The organism is Nonomuraea sp. NPDC001831, assembly GCF_042892035.1.
Classification (GTDB): domain Bacteria; phylum Actinomycetota; class Actinomycetes; order Streptosporangiales; family Streptosporangiaceae; genus Nonomuraea.
This window is the reverse complement of the sequence record NZ_JBIATU010000014.1, coordinates 257629-272444: the sequence shown is the minus strand read 5'-3', so window position 1 is coordinate 272444 and position 14816 is coordinate 257629. Positions and strand designations below refer to the sequence as shown.

Annotated in this window: 13 protein-coding genes, 1 tRNA gene and 1 pseudogene; 7 read left to right on the top strand and 8 right to left on the bottom strand. The window is 70.5% G+C overall.

The window, feature by feature from the left end; all coding sequences use genetic code 11:
- The 3 genes and pseudogenes from ACFYYW_RS36565 to ACFYYW_RS36555 form a co-directional block, all read left to right on the top strand.
- Positions 1-627: pseudogene (locus ACFYYW_RS36565) on the top strand (hypothetical protein); the annotation flags it as partial.
- A 455-nt stretch (positions 628-1082) separates the two neighbouring features.
- On the top strand, positions 1083-2144 hold the full coding sequence (locus tag ACFYYW_RS36560) for a hypothetical protein (protein ID WP_387655863.1): 1062 nt from the start codon (positions 1083-1085) through the stop codon (positions 2142-2144).
- 129 nt (positions 2145-2273) lie between these two features.
- Entirely contained in the window at positions 2274-3200 is a 927-nt protein-coding gene (locus ACFYYW_RS36555) for a YDG/SRA domain-containing protein (protein WP_387655860.1), read from the top strand.
- Between the two features lie 134 nt (positions 3201-3334).
- Here the strand turns inward: ACFYYW_RS36555 and ACFYYW_RS36550 are convergent.
- Together ACFYYW_RS36550 and ACFYYW_RS36545 are read right to left on the bottom strand one after the other, a co-directional pair.
- Positions 3335-3408, bottom strand: a tRNA-Arg gene (locus ACFYYW_RS36550).
- Between the two features lie 54 nt (positions 3409-3462).
- The gene (locus ACFYYW_RS36545; RefSeq protein ID WP_352328017.1) at positions 3463-4197 is read right to left on the bottom strand and encodes a ZIP family metal transporter; all 735 of its coding nucleotides are present in this window, start codon (positions 4195-4197) and stop codon (positions 3463-3465) included.
- Positions 4198-4823: 626 nt separating this feature from the next.
- Here ACFYYW_RS36545 and ACFYYW_RS36540 point away from each other — a divergent pair.
- Both ACFYYW_RS36540 and ACFYYW_RS36535 read left to right on the top strand, forming a co-directional pair.
- Complete coding sequence (locus ACFYYW_RS36540) at positions 4824-5573, top strand: phosphotransferase (protein WP_387655856.1); 750 nt, start codon at positions 4824-4826, stop codon at positions 5571-5573.
- Positions 5557-6492 carry a cobalamin biosynthesis protein gene (locus ACFYYW_RS36535; protein WP_387655853.1) on the top strand — a complete coding sequence of 312 codons (936 nt, stop codon included), beginning with the start codon at positions 5557-5559 and terminating at the stop codon, positions 6490-6492. The genes ACFYYW_RS36540 and ACFYYW_RS36535 overlap by 17 nt, the downstream gene beginning before the upstream one ends.
- A 24-nt stretch (positions 6493-6516) precedes the next feature.
- On the opposite strand, the gene ACFYYW_RS36530 is transcribed toward ACFYYW_RS36535, so the two are convergent.
- The 4 genes from ACFYYW_RS36530 to ACFYYW_RS36515 all read right to left on the bottom strand — a co-directional run bounded on the left by ACFYYW_RS36530 (position 6517) and on the right by ACFYYW_RS36515 (position 11147).
- Positions 6517-6753 (bottom strand): hypothetical protein, encoded by a 237-nt coding sequence (locus ACFYYW_RS36530; protein WP_387655850.1) that lies wholly within the window; start codon positions 6751-6753, stop codon positions 6517-6519.
- 89 nt (positions 6754-6842) lie between these two features.
- Positions 6843-7643 carry an exodeoxyribonuclease III gene (locus ACFYYW_RS36525; RefSeq protein ID WP_387655848.1) on the bottom strand — a complete coding sequence of 267 codons (801 nt, stop codon included), beginning with the start codon at positions 7641-7643 and terminating at the stop codon, positions 6843-6845.
- A gap of 37 nt (positions 7644-7680) precedes the next feature.
- On the bottom strand, positions 7681-8652 hold the full coding sequence (locus tag ACFYYW_RS36520; protein WP_387655845.1) for an inositol-3-phosphate synthase: 972 nt from the start codon (positions 8650-8652) through the stop codon (positions 7681-7683).
- Positions 8653-8660: 8 nt separating this feature from the next.
- Positions 8661-11147, bottom strand: coding sequence for an ATP-binding protein (locus tag ACFYYW_RS36515; RefSeq protein WP_387655843.1), 2487 nt, complete (start codon positions 11145-11147; stop codon positions 8661-8663).
- 74 nt (positions 11148-11221) lie between these two features.
- On the opposite strand from ACFYYW_RS36515, the gene ACFYYW_RS36510 reads away from it, so the two are divergent.
- Positions 11222-12325, top strand: a complete 1104-nt coding sequence (locus ACFYYW_RS36510) for an MFS transporter (protein ID WP_387655840.1) — start codon at positions 11222-11224, stop codon at positions 12323-12325.
- Here ACFYYW_RS36510 and ACFYYW_RS36505 read toward each other — a convergent pair.
- Complete coding sequence (locus tag ACFYYW_RS36505; RefSeq protein ID WP_352327466.1) at positions 12294-12917, bottom strand: hypothetical protein; 624 nt, start codon at positions 12915-12917, stop codon at positions 12294-12296. The genes ACFYYW_RS36510 and ACFYYW_RS36505 overlap by 32 nt on opposite strands.
- A gap of 20 nt (positions 12918-12937) precedes the next feature.
- On the opposite strand from ACFYYW_RS36505, the gene ACFYYW_RS36500 reads away from it, so the two are divergent.
- Complete coding sequence (locus tag ACFYYW_RS36500; RefSeq protein WP_387655837.1) at positions 12938-13123, top strand: hypothetical protein; 186 nt, start codon at positions 12938-12940, stop codon at positions 13121-13123.
- On the opposite strand, the gene ACFYYW_RS36495 is transcribed toward ACFYYW_RS36500, so the two are convergent.
- Complete coding sequence (locus ACFYYW_RS36495; RefSeq protein WP_387655835.1) at positions 13099-14658, bottom strand: ABC transporter substrate-binding protein; 1560 nt, start codon at positions 14656-14658, stop codon at positions 13099-13101. The two genes, ACFYYW_RS36500 and ACFYYW_RS36495, sit on opposite strands and share 25 nt — an antisense overlap.
- Positions 14659-14816 lie beyond the last annotated feature (158 nt).

Below are 14816 nucleotides of genomic sequence, written 5' to 3'. Positions count from 1 at the left end.
TCAGAAGGGCGTCTAGGTCAGTCTTCACACACCGACCATGGACGCCCTTCGTCACGTCCGCAGCCGATCACCGAATTTCACATCAGCGATCTAGCTAGGAATCCTGAGACAGGAGAACTGGAGGAGCCGGCAGACGGTTGGGGCGAACTTCGCTTCGCCGGCGCCGCGCCGTTCGCCGGCCGCGAGTGGACGGACGATGGCAGCCTGCGCGAAGAACGCGCCCTCAAGCACCGTGCGGAGGGGGAGACCCGCGTCGTTCCCTGTCCGCCCGATCTCACCCGGATTCTTCGCACGCATCTTGCAGCGTTCGGCACGGGCCCTGGAGGGCGGGTATTCACAGGGGTGCGCGGTGGGGAGCTGGCTGCCATCACATGTCGGCGTGTATGGGCCAAGGCCAGAGAACAAGCCCTGACCCGTGACGACGCTCAGTCACCGCTGGCCAAGCGCATCTATGACCTGCGCCACGCTTGCGTCTCGACCTGGCTCAACGCCGGCGTACCCGCCACACAGGCGGCCGCATGGGCAGGTCATAGCGTAGACGTCCTGCTCAGAATCTACGCCAAGGCCGTCGTCGGTCAGGATGAGGAGGCCAGGCGTCGCATCTCTGAAGCGTTGGAACATACGTGACATTGCCTAGCGATCCTGTAGCAGGACTCCCCGCGTTCGCCGAGGAGTCCTGCTACAGGTTAATATTCCGTTAGAGCCTGATCCCTAGAACGCGTGCTATCGCGCTCAAGGTGATCAGTAGCGCCAGCAGGGCGGCAGTTCGGTTCCAGCGGTCCAACGCATACCGAATTGTCCGCCCTGCTTCTTTGATCAGGCTAGATATCCAGCCTTCATTGCAGCGGGTCATGTTCCTCCTCTCCTCTCGGCCTCTCGACAGCAACCCTCCCATGGCCACCAAAGCTCACGCCAACCCCCCCACAGGCGGTGGAGGAAAATCACACCGGCGGCGGATATTCCTGAGCCGAGATACTAGAAACTTAGCGCTTCGAGTGCGACTGCCCCGCGGTCATCCCGATGTCGAGTGGTATACATGTCGAGCGCTCGACATCATTCATTGCGAACAGAGGCTTCCATTCATGTCCACAACGCCACCAGAGGGACAAATAGAACAGAATCTCCTGGATGTCGCAAGGAAGGAGCTTTCGACAGGAGAGGCTGTGGCGGTGTATCTGCGCAGCGCACGCAATGTCGAGGAGTTCCCTCTGGTGCTACTCGAACATTTCAGCGCCGCGACCGAAGTGCACTCTCATGAGGTAAAGCACTCACAGGATGGCGCCTCCTTGGAGCTATGCCGCTACGACGCGATCAAATATGAAGTGCTCCGAGGGGGATCGGGGTCAAGGAGCGATAAAGCGCGTCCGAGGGTGGAAATTCGAGTGCCCGTCACGACTACCGCCTGGGCCCTCGTGTATCAGCAAGAGTCCCCTCATCCGTCTAGGCCCTACATCTTCTATGAGCCAACAGCAGCGGTCGCCGCCCACAGCTACCTGTTGGCCGAAATGCTAAAGGTTAAGGACCTACAGAACTCTGAGGATATACGCAATCACATGTCCGAGCTGCTTTCGATGCAGTATTTGGGGGTGGTTGATCCCTCGTCACCCGTCCGTCCCGCGCAGGTAGGCTTCGGCATTACGGAGGTGATGAATACTGATGCCCTGGAACGCGAAGCTGCAGCGCTGCGCATCCATGCAGCAGGGTCACCCCAAGTGATGAAAGACCTCGCCGTCGAACTCTACAGGGAGGGCGAGCATAACATTCGACACATTAGCCGGGTCACTGGGTTGTCTAGAGATACGATCTACTTCGCTCTTTATGCTGAAGGACTCAAGAGCTTTGCTCATTCAAACGTTATCGAAGGGATCGAAAACGATATTCGCGCTGGAAGGCTTAAAGATGGAGAGCTGGCGCCAAGCGCCCAAGATATAGCCTCGCAATGGAGTCTATCGCTCGATTTGGCCAAGAAGGTGCTTGCGATACTGCGCGTCAAGGGCGCTCTCCGCTTCCTCCCCGGACATGGCACTGTTATTGACAATCGATTCACACTTCGAAAGCGTGACATGGATCTTCGGGAGCAAGACCAAGAAAGCCCCCGAGCAGCAAGGCGCTCGGATGAATACACTCACAACGGCGGTAGCTGATCGCCCTGTGGAGCGGGATGAATTCAGTCATTGGCGATAGGAAATGCGGAAGTGCAGCATATCGTCAGTTGCGCTGGCTTCCATTCGGTCTAGTCGCTGACGCGGGATTTGTCGGCCGCACATGACATCATGCGGGCCATGGCAAAGCGCTTCGGGCATGTTAAGGGTCAACCCGTTGGGACTCTCTACGCAAAGAGAGCGGACGTTCGTGCTGCTGGCGTCCATGCGCCCCCCGTGAACGGCATCTCAGGCAACGGCCGCGAAGGTGCCGACTCCATCGTGGTCTCAGGCGGTTACGTGGATGACGAGGACTACGGGGACGTCATCATCTACACAGGCCACGGCGGTCGTGACCCCGACACGGGACGGCAAATACGGGACCAAGAAATCAGTGATCCGGGCAATGCCGGCCTGGTCCGCAGCCAGCTCAGTGGACTGCCGGTCCGTGTCGTTCGCGGAGCCCACAAGAAGTCACCCCATGGACCGACGGCCGGCCTTCGCTATGACGGACTCTTCCGGGTCGAATCCCACAGCGCCAAGATCGGAATCGATGGGTTCCGCATCTGGCAGTTCAAGCTGGTCAAGCTGTCTGACGATGAGATTTCGATCTCAGACGGGGCACTGATGGCCACGGCCATGGCGCCCACAGCGCCTCGATCGACGGGACCGGCGCCGGTAGTCACGACTACCGTGCAGCGCATTGTCCGTAACAGCGCCGTCGTACAGCGCGTCAAGGAGTGGCATGAGCACCGCTGCCAGATCTGTGGACTCGCCATCGAGGTGAACGGGGGGCACTACAGCGAGGGGGCTCACATTCGTGCCCTCGGCAAGCCTCACAACGGCCCGGACGTCGAGGAGAACGTCCTGTGCCTCTGTCCCAACGATCATGTGCGCTTCGACAATGGGGCGCTGTACCTCTCCCATGACCTGAAAGTGATCGATGCCCTGACAGGGGCGGTGGTCGGCCCGCTCCGCCTCCACAAACACCATCGCATTGACCTGGGCCACGTCGGCTACCACAGGGCGTGCTGGACGACGGGAACGCCTCGGCTGTAGCGACTGAGCTCGGGGAGGCATTGGGGAAGCACAGCCGCCACCGGCCGATGAGCCCCGGAGACAGTCGGACACGCGAAACCCTCGCCTTGCCGCATCGGTGCAGGTCAAGCGGAGGTTCCGCTGGTCGTGATCTGCGCGCCCTGCAGGATTCGAACCTGCGACCGTCGGATTAGAAGTCCGGTGCTCTATCCAGCTGAGCTAAGGGCGCTCCTGCCTTATTGTGCATGATCCGGCGACTTGTCACGCACACGTTCTGGTCGTGTCAGGCCGACAGGGCGATCACCAGCCACATGAAGAGGGTTCCCGTTACCGTGGCGGCCAGGGTCCAGCCGGTGGCGCGTCTGGTGGTGTGGGCCTCCGGGAGGATGTCGGAGATGGCCAGATAAAGGAGGAATCCGGCGAAAAGGCCCAGGTAGGCGGTCAGGACGTGGGCCGGGATGGCGATGAGGAAGGTCAGGGTGGCGCCGATCACGGGGGCCAGGGCGTCCAGGGCCAGGAGGGTGAGGGCGCGGCGGCGGGCGTTTCCGTACAGCGACGTAATCGTGTACGTGTTGAAGCCGTCGGTGAAGTCGTGGGCGATGACGCCGATGGCCACGGCGACGGCGAGCGAGGCGTCCGTCTGGTAGGAGGCTCCGATGGCGGCGCCGTCCAGGAGGCTGTGGATGACCAGGGCGGATCCGGCCGTGACGCCTACGCCGGCTCGGGCGTGGCGGTGGGCGGCGTAGTCGCCTTCGTGCGCGTCGTGCATGCCCATGGAGCGCTCGACGATGTGGATGCCGAGGAACGCCAGGGCGAACATGAGCATCGGGAGCGGGACGCCGAGCACGTCGACGGCGTCCCGGGTGAGGGCTTCGGGGAGGAGGTCGAAGGCCACGACGCCCAGCATCACGCCCGCGGCGGCGCCGAGCACGAGGTGGCGGTTGTTCTTGACGCGGTCGGCGACCAGCCCGCCCAGCAGCGTCATGAGGAAGGCCGCCAAGGAGAGCAGGATGGGCACGGTTCCTCAGGCTAGGGGGTGGCCGGGAGGCGGGGGCGGTACGACACTCGGCCGCAGGGTTCGAGGAGCACGGCTCCGGAAGCAGGCTCACCAGGGGCATGGGTTCGGGGACAGGCACGGGCTCGAGGACAGGCACGCGAGAGGCGCGGCTTCGGAGACACGCCCGCCAGGGGCATGGGTTCGGAGACAGGCTCCCGAAGTGCACGGGTTCGGGGACAGCCTGGCGAGGGGCGCGACTTCAAAGGCCGCCTCGCAAGATGCGCGGGTTCCAGGGCAGGCACGCGAGAGGCGCGGTTCGGGGACAGGCGCGGGATTCTTGTGCAGCACGACGTCCGTCGGTCGCCAAGGCGTCGCGGTGGCGGGTTCAGGGCAGGGCGAAGGGGATCGGCGGGGCAGGGCGGCCCGGAACCGGGAGAAGGAACTGCCGGAGCCAGGAGAAGAGCTGCCGAAACCAGGAGAAGAGCTGCCGGAGTCGGCAGAAGCATCTGCCGGTAGCAGGGGAAGAAGGGGCACAGCGGGAAGGGAGGGGGTGGGGTAAAGCGCAGGCGGCCCTGGGGCAAATGGGGCTAAGCTGTTGTGGCATGGTCGCGACGCTCCTGCATGAGATTCCCCTGCAGGGCGGGGACGTGACAGACGGGGTGGTGCGCGTCGGTGACACGGTGCGCAGGCCGGTCGGTCCGGCCACGCCCGCCGTGCACGCCCTGCTCAGACACCTTGAGGCAGCCGGGTTCGGGGGTGCGCCGCGGGTCCTGGGCACGGACGGCTTAGGGCGCGAGATCCTCACGTACGTCCCCGGGCGGAGCGGGTTGTGCCGGGCGGGTTCGACGGACGCGTTCCTGGTCGACCTGGCGTTACTGGTGAGGGAGTTCCACGACGCGACCGCGGGGTTTCCGCTCGACGCCGGCGGTTGGGAAGGCGGGTCGAACGACGACCGCCCGCCGGAGGTCATCGGACATTGCGACCTGACGCCGGACAACGTGATCTTCCGTCAGGACACCGCCGCGGCCACTCCCGTCGCGCTGATCGACTTCGACCTCGCCCGGCCCACCACCCGGCTGTTCGACATCGTCACCACCCTGCGCCACTGGGCCCCGATCGCCGACCCGGTCGACCGCCACCCCCTTCAGCGCGACGCCGACGTCGGGGCCAGGATCCGCCTGTTCTGCGACGCCTACGGCCTTGCGCCGCGCGAACGCCGGCGGCTGCTCGAACTGTCCAGGCTCCGCTTCCACCGCTCCTACGACGTCATGCGCACCCGCGCCCAGGCCGGCGGGAACTGGGCCAAGATGTGGGCGGGCGGCGCCGGGGAACGCATCCGCCGGGCGGCATCCTGGCTGGATGTGCACGAAGATGAGCTTCATGCCCATTTGGTATGACCCGCTAGGTCTCGCGCTCGGTGTCGCACTCGACCAGGTTCTCGGTGATCCGCGCAGCTCGGCCCACCCCGTCGCGCTGTTCGGACGGGCGGCGGCGAAGCTGGAGGAGTCGTCGTACGGCGACACGAGGTGGCGCGGGGTGGTCCATGTCGGGATCTGCGTCGGGGGCGCGGCCGCCCTGGGCGTGCTGGCCCAGAGGAGCGGCGGGCGGACGGTCCGCACGGCGGTGACGGCGTTCGCCACGTGGGCCGTGCTCGGCGGCACGACGCTCGCCCGCGAGGGCGTGCACATGGCCGAGGCCCTGGAGCAGGACGATCTCGGGCGGGCCCGGGCCAGGCTCCCCCACCTGTGCGGCCGCGACCCCGCCGGCCTTGAGGCGCCCGAGCTGGCCAGGGCGACGGTGGAGTCGCTGGCCGAGAACACCTCCGACGCCGTGGTCGCCCCGCTGTTCTGGGGCGCGGTGGCGGGCGTGCCGGGGCTGCTGGCCTACCGGGCGGTCAACACGCTGGACGCCATGATCGGCCACCACTCCCCCCGCTACGAACGGTTCGGCTGGGCCGCGGCCAGGCTCGACGACGTGGCGAACTACGTGCCGGCCCGCGTGACGGGACTGCTGACGGCGGCGCTGGCCGACGACCCCGTCCGGGCGCTGCGGATGCTGCGACGGGACGGCCACCGTCACCCCAGCCCGAACGCGGGCAGGTGCGAGGCCGCCTTCGCCGGCGCGCTCGGCGTCACCCTCGGCGGCACGAACGTGTACGGCGGCAGGACGGAACACCGCCCCACGATGGGCGACGGCCCCAAGCCGGACGTCAAGGACATCCGGCGCGCCGCCCGGCTCACCCGCGCGGTCGGACTGGCGGCGGCGGGGCTGGCCGTGCTCACCGCATGGGGCCTGCGCCGCCGCCGTTCCGGATGATCGCGGTAATCAGCTGAATGGCGGTCAACTCATTATCCGATTGAGATTGATCGCCAGCCAGATGACGAATGCGGCGACGGCGGTGACGGCGACCAGACCCTTCACCGCGTGGTGCGCGGTCTCCCTCCGCACCGTCACCTGCCGCTGCGTCTGCTTCCAGGCCTGCCTGAGCATGATCATGTTCTGGAAGCGGCGTCCGAGCGCGAACAGGGCCAGCCCGATGAGGACGAACAAGATGACACGACCATCGGCAGGTTCCACGACACGGCCCCCTTTTTCGGTCTTGAAGAAGAAGCGTGCCCCCGCACATTTGGTTACTCACGATACTCGTCTGGCAGCTGTTTGTTGATTTAATTTATCGGGTCGAGATCCACCACGATGGGAGCGTGATCCGAGGGGCCTTTCCCCTTGCGCGCCTCACGATCGACGTACGCCCCCCGCACCCGTTCCGCGACGTCGGCGCTGGCGTAGACCAGGTCGATCCGCATGCCCTTGTTCTGGTGGAACATCCCGGCCCGGTAATCCCAGTACGTGTACGGGTGCGGCCCCTTCATCGGCGTCGGCACCACGTCGCGCAGGCCGAGGTCGAGCAGCTCGGCGAGCGCGCGGCGTTCGGCGGGGGTGACGTGCGTGGAGCCGGCGAACAGCGCGGGGTCCCAGACGTCGGCGTCGGTCGGCGCCACGTTGTAGTCGCCGCAGGCCACCAGCGGCGAGCCGGCCTCCTCGGCCAGCGCGTCCCGCAGCGCGGCGAACCACTCCAGCTTGTAGGCGTAGTGCGGCGAGTCGACCGCGCGGCCGTTCGGCGCGTACAGGGACCAGACCCGCAGTCCGCCACAGGTCGCGCCGAGCGCACGGGCCTCGGGACGGGCGGCGCCCACCCCGTCGAGCGCGGCGAAGCCCGGTTCGCCGGGGAAGCTCGGCGTCACCTCCTCCAGCCCCACCCTCGACAACACGGCGACGCCGTTCCACCGGCCGTCGCCGTGGGCGGCGGCGGCGTAGCCGAGCTCGCCCACCTCCGCCACGGGGAACGACTCCGCGGGACACTTCGTCTCCTGCAGGCAGACGATGTCGGGCTCGGTCGCGGCCAGCCAGTCGAGCAGGCGCGGCAGCCGTGCCTTGACCGAGTTCACGTTCCAGGTCGCCAGGCGCATCCTCCCAGCCTGCCACGACCGGTCCCGGCGTCCGGGGTCAGACCGCCTTCATGAGGGCGGCCGAGACGTCCCGCAGGAAGCCGCCGGCGCCCGCGTCGAGCGCCGCCTTGGCCTGGCGCACGGCGTCGAGGACGTTGCCCGCCGCGCTCGGCGAGTCCTCCACCACCATGCGCAGCTCGACCTCCAGCGGGGAGCCGCCGAACCCCTCGCCCTCCAGGCGGATGAAGGCGATCTTGCGGTCGTCGAGGAAGGGCAGGTACTGGGCGCCGACGTGGGTGGAGGTGCCGGCGCCGGACGTCTTGGTGGCCCGCTTGCCGGCCATTCTGGCCGGGTCCTGGAGGTTGACGAAGTCCATGTTGCCCCCGGCCAGGAGCTGGTGGCCGTCGCGCAGCCGCACCCCGCTCGCGGTCAGGGCGTCGACCAGCGCCCGGTGCACGAGCGTCGCGCCGAACGAGCTCTTCAGGTCGTCCCCGAGCAGCGGCAGCCCGGCCGCGGCGAAGCGGTCGCGCCAGCGCTCGGAGCGGGCGAGCACGGCGGGCATGCAGTTGACGAACGCGCAGCCGGCCTCGATCGCGGCCTCGGCGTACAACTCGGTGGCGCGCTGGGCGCCGGTGGGCAGGAAGCTCACCACGACCTGGGAGCCGGTCCCGCGCAGGTGGGCGGCCACGTCGGCGACCGTCGCGGCGCCGCTCGGCTCGACCAGCTCCGCCGAGCCCTCGCCCACGCCGTCGGCCAGGATGCCCTCGCGCACCGGCACGTCCAGGCACGGCACGTCGGCGAAGCGGCGGGAGTTGTTCGGCGGCGCCCAGATCGCCTGCGACAGGTCCAGGCCGAGCTTGGCCCGGCCGACGTCGAAGGCGGCGGTGAACCGCACGTCGGAGACGGCGTATCCGGCGCACACGGGGTTGAGCAGGCCGGGCGCCTCGCCGTCGCGGTAGTACTCGACGCCCTGCACGAGGGACGACGCGCAGTTGCCCACGCCGATGAGGGCGACGTTCACGGTGGTCATGCCGGAGTTCATATCAGGCCGGTCCGGCGGGCGACGGCGGCGGCCTCGACGCGGGAGGCGGCGCCCAGCTTGGCCATGATGTTCGACACGTGCACGCCGGAGGTCCTGGCCGAGATGAACAGCCGCTCGGCGATCTGCCGGTTGCTCAGGCCCTCGGCGACCAGGCCGAGCACCTCCAGCTCGCGGGCCGACAGCCCCGGCGTCGCCGACAGCGTCACCCGGGCGGTGGCCGCCGCCGCCTCCGCCTGCCGCCGCAGCGGCTCCGCGCCGAGCGCGACGGCGATGGCCAGGGCCTCGCGCAGCGGCTCGCGGGCCCGCGCCGGGTCCCGCTCGGCCGCGCCGACCAGCGCCCGCCCCAGCCCGTACGGCTGCCCCACGGCCCGCCAGGCGGCCACCGCGTCCGCCCACGAGCCGCCGAGCTCGGCCTCGAAGGTGGCCCGGTACGCCTCCTGCAGCCGCCCGACGGTGGGCAGGCCCGGCGGCGCGGCGCGCACCCGTCCGATGCGGGCCGCGAGGGCCAGCAGCGGCCAGGCGTAGCGGCGGCTGCGGGTCAGGTCGTGCTCGGCCAGCACGTGGTCGACCAGCCGGCGCGCCCGGTCCAGGTCTCCCCCGGCCTCGGCGAGGCGGCATTCGAGCAGGTCGGGCTCCAGGCAGGAGTCGTAGCCGCGCGAACGCCCGCGCATGAGCGGCCTGGCCTGCGCGAGCAGCGCGCCGGCCGCGGACAGCGAGCCCTCCCGCACCGCGACCGTGCCGAGCACGAGCAGGATCCAGGCGCGGTAGATCGGCGGCGGGTCGAGCGCGAGCGCTGGGGCGGCGACCTCGCGGGCCTCCTTCCAGCGGCCCAGCGAGGCGAGCGGCTCGGCCAGGTTGGCGGCCAGGTGGGCGCCGCGCGAGCGGGACAGGCCCAGGCGGGCGGCCTCGGCGATGCCGCGCCGCGCGACCGCCTCGGCCCTGGCGTGCTCGCCGGCGGCCTCCAGCGCGTCGGCCTCGCCGGCGTACGACACGAGCAGCGTGTCGTCGTCGGGCGCGCTGATCCGGGCGCGGGCGTACAGGGCGGAGGCGGTGGCGAGGTCGTCGTCGAGCGCGGCGAGCGCGGCCAGGGTGACCAGGGACCTGGCGTCGCCCAGCGCGTACGCCTCCTCGGCGCGGGCGCGGGCCTCGTCGTCCTGGCCGTGCCAGGCCAGCGTGCAGGCCAGGGCGCCGAGCAGCCGGGACTCGCGGGGGGCCAGCCGGACGGCCTCGCGCAGGTCGTCCAGGCCCTCCTCGCCGTGCAGGTCGCGGATGGCGACGCGCAGCTCCAGCAGGTGGGCGGCGCGCAGCGGGTCGGCGACCTCGGCGAGCGCCCGGCCGGCCAGGTCGTCGGCGCGGTGGGCGTCGCCGTCGCGCAGGGCGTCCCTGGCGGCGTCTTCCAGCACCTGGGCGTGGTCCTGGCCGTCCGCGTGCGCCCACAGCTCCAGCACCAGGTCCCATCTGCGGGCCCGCCAGGCGGCCTCGAAGGCGCGCGGCCCGTCGCCGGCGGCATGCCAGTGGTCGGCGGCCAGCTCGGGCTGGGCCGGGGCGCAGCGGGCGTGCAGGCGGCGGCGTTCGCCGGGGAGCAGGTCGTCGTAGACGGCCTCGCGGATGAGCGCGTGCCGGAAGACGTAGGCGTCGCCGTCCACGAGCAGCAGCCGGGCCCGGACGACCGGCCGCAGCGCCTCGTCGAGCGCGAGGTCGTCGAGCCCGGCGACCTGGCGCAGCACCTCGTGGGGCGTCCTGCGCCCGGCCACGGCGGCGATCCGCAGCACGTCGAGACCCGGCCCCGGCAGCTTCTCGGCCCCGGCGAGCAGCAGCTCGCGCAGCGAGGCGGGGGTCGTGTCACCCGCCTCGGCCAGCGCCTCGGCGAACAGCGGGTTGCCCTCGCTGCGCGCCACGATCGCGTCGACGTCGTCGCGGCCGAGCAGGCGGGCCACCTCGTCGCGGCCGAGCGGCGGCACCCTGACCACCTCGGCGCCGGGCAGCCGCAACGGCTCGCGCGAGGTCGCGACGACCATCACGCCGGGCCGCGTCAGGTTGCGCAGCAGGTACGCCAGCAGGTCGCGGGCGGCCTGGTCGGCCCAGTGCAGATCCTCCAGCACGATCACCAGGGGACGGCGCTCGGCGGCCCGCTCGACCAGCAGCAGCACCTCCTCGAACAGCCGGGCCCGGCCCAGGTCGGGCGTGTCGTCCAGCTCCCCCAGCTCGGGCAGCAGGCACGCCAGCCCCTTGCGCCCGCCGCCCGGCACGAGCCCGGCGCCGTACTCCCTGACCAGGCGGCGCAGCACGGGCACGAACGGCGCGTACGCCGGCCCGCCCGGATCGGCCCCGCCCTCGGCCACCAGCGCGTCCACCCCGCCGGCGAACCGCGCGACCAGCCTGGACTTGCCGATCCCCGCCTCGCCCACGACCAGCACCGCACTCGGGGTGCGGGCCCACGCGGCGGCCAGCCGGCCCAGTTCGGCCTCACGTCCCACGAACACACCTCTCATTATGAAGAGGCGGCTACGCATCATGCCCGATCCCGACCAGAGCGGGATTTGTCATCGTCGAAGGCATGATGACGCGTTCGTTAAGCCTGATGATGGCCGCCTCGGTGACCGGGATGCTCGGTTTCTTCCTGCTGTTCTCCACCGTCCCCCTGTACGCGGCGACCGGCGGCTCCGGCGCGTCCGGCGCGGGCCTGGCGACCGGCGCGATGATGCTGTCCACGGTGCTCGCTGAGCTGGCCGTCCCGTGGTTGCTGTCGCGGCACGGCTACCGGGCGGCGATGGCGCTCGGCCTGGTCCTGCTCGGCCTGCCCGCCCTGCTGCTGCCGCTGTCGGCGGAGCTGCCCTTGGTGCTGGCCGTCTCGCTGCTGCGCGGCGCGGGCCTCGGCGTGCTCGTGGTCGCCGGCACCGCGCTCACCGCCGACCTGGTGCCCGCCGAGCGCCGCGGCGAAGGGCTCGGCCTGTACGGCCTGGCCGTCGGCGTGCCCTCGGTCGCCGGCCTGCCGCTGGGCCTGTGGGCGGCCGACGTGCTCGGGTTCGCGCCCGTCCTCGTGGTCGCCGGGCTGCTGCCGCTCCTGGGGCTCGTGGCGGTGACCGGCCTGCCCGCCGGCCGGCCCGTCACGGCCGGCGCGGGCGGGCGGACGGGCGGGCTGGCCGCGCCGATGCTGGTCTTCGGCTCGGTCACGCTGTCCGTCGGCGTCCTGGTGACGTTCCTGCCGCTGGCGGGCTCGCCCGGGCTGGCCTCGGCGGCCCTGCTCGCCCAGTCGCTCGCCACGCCGGCGGCCCGCTGGTGGGCGGGCCGGTTCGGCGACCGTCACGGCCCGGCCAAGCTGCTCGTGCCGGGCCTGCTCGCCGCCGCCGCGGGCATCGCGCTGCAGGCGTGGACGGCCGCACCGGCGCCGGTCGTGGCCGGGATGGCGCTGTTCGGGGCGGGGTTCGGGGTGCTGCAGAACGCCACGCTGACGGTGATGCTCCAGCGCGGCGAGCCGGCCCGCGTCAGCGCCCTGTGGAACCTGGCCTACGACGCGGGGATGGGCGTGGGCGCGACGGGCTTCGGGCTGGTGCTCGGGCACACCGGTTACCGGCTGGGTTTCGTGCTGGTGGCCGCGCTCGTCGTGGTGACGATCCCGCTGGCCAGGGTCAGGCCCGCGTACGCGGCACTCCCACGGTGATCTCGTGGCCGAGGCGGCGGCCGGTCAGCAGCTCCAGGTCGTCGCCGCTCCAGAACCTGCCCGGGTCGTACCAGTTGGGACGCCGGCCGCCGGGCAGCAGGCCCATCTCCTCGTAGGTGACGGCCACGACCTCCGCGCAGTACGCGCTCTCCAGCGTGGCCTCCTTCCTGGCCCGCCGCGGGACCCGGCCCCTGGCCCAGCGGGCGGCCAGCCGGGCGGTGGACGGGAACGGGGTGCCGTCGAGCCGGGCGACCACGCGCAGCGCGGCGTCCTCCATCTCGGGGGTGGCCTGCGGTTCGAGCTGGCGCAGCCACGGACGCTGGCCGTAGCGGTCGGCCCAGACGGTGACCGCGTCGCGCAGGTCGTGCAGCTGGACCCCGCGCTGGTGGGTGCCCGACCACAGGTCGAGCAGCGACTTGCCCAGCTCGGCGTGCCACATCATGGGCGGCAGGTCCTCGATCACGATCGCCATGCCCACGTGGTTGACCGGGCTGTTGGTCATCGTCTGGATGGCCCGGTCGGGCACGGACCTGCCGCGGAAGATCCACAGATCGCCGGTTCTGGTCACCTTGACGGCCTCGTCGAGAGTCAGCACATCGCTAGCCTAGGCACATGCGCTGGTGGAAGATGCTCGGTCTGGCGGGAATCGCGGGGGTCGCGGCCACGGGGGTGGTGATCGCGCGCGCCGAACGCAGGCGGCGGGCGTACACGCCCGAGGAGATCAGGACGCGGCTGCGTGAGCGGGTCGAGGCGGCGTCGGAGTCGGAGTCGGCTCAGCCGGACGGGCGCAGCTCGTAGGCGAAGACCACGTCGGGGTAGGCCGGGTTGTCGTCGTACCCCTGGACGCCGCCCAGGTAGGCCCGCTGGTACCGCACCACCCACGGCAGCGCCGCGGCGGCGCGCACGTCGAGCACGCGTCCGGTGGCCTGCTCGTACGCCGCCTGCGCGGCCTCCTTGTCGGTCACGCTCAGCTCGGGCAGCCCTTCGAGCAGCTCGTCCAGGGTCCTGTCACGCAGGTAGGCCAGGTTGAACACCGGCGGGTTGCCACTGCGGAAGACGTTGCCGAACCACGAGTAGCCGTCGGCGTAGTCGGGCCACCAGTACATGACGAAGATGTCCTGGCCGCGTTTCCTGCCCTGCTGCCACTGGGCGTTCCAGGACATGGCGCGGGCGTCGAGCGTGACGTTCAGCGGCTTCAGCTCCGCCGCCAGGCTGGTGGCCAGCAGCCGCTGGTCGTGGTCCCCCTGCGCGTAGGTGAGCCGCAGCCGCAGCGGCCGGCCGCCGGGTCCGTACCCGGCGCGGCCCAGCAGGGCCGCCGCGCCCGTCAGGTCCTGCCGGGGCGCGCGGCCGGCGACGTGGCCGGTCAGCCCTTCGGGGACGATGCCGCTGGCCGGCGCGGCCGCGCCCCTGAGCGCCCTGACCAGGCCGCGGTAGTCGACGGCCTGCTGCACCGCGCGGCGCACCCGCACGTCCTTCATCGGGCCGCTCGCGGTGTTGAACAGCAGCATGGCCGTCTGGTAGGAGTCCCGCTCGCTGGTGCGCACGCCGGGCGTGACCGCGGCCCTGGCGAACAGCCGGGGGCTGAGCCGGTCCACGAAGCTCACCTCGCCGCGGGCCAGCATCCGCCACGCGCGGTCGGGGTCGGGCACGACGCGGTACTTGACCGTGCTGTAGTGCGGCTTGTCCCAACCGCCCCAGTATTTCGGGTACGCCTTGAGCGTCAGCTCCTCCTCCTGGCCCGGGTGCCAGGCCGCCACCGTGTACGGCCCCGATCCGGCGTCCCTGCCCGCACCGAGCCATGAGCGCAGGTCGGGCGCCGCCTGCGTGTCGTAGATGTAGGCCGCGTACCCCGAGGAGGCCACCAGGTCGAGCGGCACGGCGTACTTCAGGGCGAAGGTGACCGTGCTCGCGTCCTCGGCCTTGACGGAGGAGACGGCGTCCCAGATGTAGGACGCGCCCGCGCCCGTCTTCATCGTGCGCTCGATCGACGCCTTGACCGCCGCGGCGTCCACCGGCCGGCCGGTGTGGAAGGTCGCGCCCTGGCGCAGGGTGAACGTCCAGGTGCGGCCGTCGGGCGTCGAGCGCCAGGAGGTGGCCAGGCGGGGGGCAGACTTCTTGGTGAAGGGGTTCCAGAGGGTCAGGGTCTCGTAGACGTTCTGGAAGGCGATGAGCTCGTTGGAGTAGGAGCTCGCGGGGTCCCAGTCGGAGATGACGTCCAGGTTCTGCGCGTACACGAAGACCGACTCGGCGGCGGGGGGCCGGGGGACCTCCCTGGGCCCGGAACAGGCCGACAGAAGCGCCAGCGCGGCGGCCGCTGCGAGACGACGGCGCAACGCATCTCCCTCTGTAACCGATTTGGGGGAAACCTACTGCAAGATCACTGACACATGTCCAAAAGTCCCGAAAAATTGGGCAATTGGGTGATCGAATTGCTATCCTCTGGGCTTGTCCCGTCCGGGGTTGCCAGCAGGGGACCGACCGGAGTGAGGTG